The sequence below is a fragment of the Streptomyces sp. NPDC050388 genome (genome assembly GCF_040655635.1).
Lineage (GTDB): Bacteria > Actinomycetota > Actinomycetes > Streptomycetales > Streptomycetaceae > Streptomyces.
The window spans coordinates 1-1,127 of the sequence record NZ_JBFAKH010000287.1; the positions used below are offsets into that span (position 1 = coordinate 1).

1 protein-coding gene and 1 pseudogene are annotated in these 1,127 nt (G+C 72.0%); both read right to left on the reverse strand.

Annotated features, from left to right (window positions below):
• Positions 1-138 precede the first annotated feature (138 nt).
• Positions 139-339, reverse strand: a complete 201-nt coding sequence (locus AB0I73_RS41445) for a hypothetical protein (protein ID WP_363045540.1) — start codon at positions 337-339, stop codon at positions 139-141.
• Positions 336-1,055 (reverse strand): annotated as a pseudogene (locus tag AB0I73_RS41450) (AAA family ATPase); the annotation flags it as partial. The pseudogene AB0I73_RS41450 and the gene AB0I73_RS41445, both read right to left, overlap by 4 nt.
• Positions 1,056-1,127 lie beyond the last annotated feature (72 nt).

Sequence of the window (1,127 nt, forward strand, 5' to 3'; positions counted from 1 at the left end):
GACGTCGACCTCGTACAGGTGGGTCATGACGTCCATCTCCTTCCGTGCTCGGTGATGAGGGACCACCGCGACCGCCCCGGCCTCCGTGATGCGGGCCGGGGCGGCACGGAGCGTCCGTCACGCCGTGGCGCGGCGGTGTCAGAACTCCAGGTGGATCGTGATGGGGCGCCGAGGGTCTCCGAAGTTGGAGTGGGCCGTGCGGCGGTGCGCGGCGAGGCCGGCGGCCCCGCCCTGGATCGGCAGGTGACACTGCGGGCAGCCGTGCCACCAGTCGTCTCCGGCCGGGAGGTCGGCCGGGGTGAGCGGGTGGGGGTGCGGGCCGTCAGCGGCGCGGCTCACGCGACCGCGTCCGCGTACTGCGCTTCCAGGTCCGCGCGGCCCTTGGGGTCGTCGTCCTGGTCGTCGTCGACGCCGTCGCCGTGGACGGTGCAGACGATGTCCTCGTCACGGTCCAGCCCGCCGGTCAGCGCCCGGTACAGGCAGCTGACGCTGTAGGCCGGCGCCCATGCCTGCCCGTCGCACTCCGGGTCGAAGGGGCAGGCCAGTAGGGCGTCGAAGCCGAAGTCGCCCTCGCCGTCGACGTCGTCACGGAAGGCCAGGGTGAGGGACTGCTGCCCGAGGCGGACTTCCGCGACGCGGTCCCGGCCGGTCACCAGGTCCGAGCCCGGCTGCCACCGCCACAGCGGCAGGATCTCCGGGCCGAAGAAGCGGCGGACCAGCAGCAGATCGCCCAGGCCCTCGCTGCCGTCACGCCCGAGGTCGGCCTCCCGGGCCTGCGAGAGCCGCTTCAGGAACGGCTCCAGGCGGCGCAGGGCGTCGGCGAAGACGACCGTGTTGAAGCCTTCGGCGGCGAGGCGCTGGTGCGAGTGGACCATGGCCTGGTGCTGGGCACGGACGACGTCCTCGGGCACGCGCCGGTTGTCCGGGCGCGAGCCCTGCCGCTCCAGGCACAGGTTCAGGGACGTGGCGACGATGACCGCGACGGTCGGCATGCCGTGCCGTTTGGCGGACATCACCAGCTCCACCCGCACAGACTGTTCGACGTTGGTGGCGTTCCCTGTCAAGTTGTTCTGTTCAGAGCGTGAGTCTGAACCCCGGCTGTCAATGAGCAGGCACGGCTACGGGAG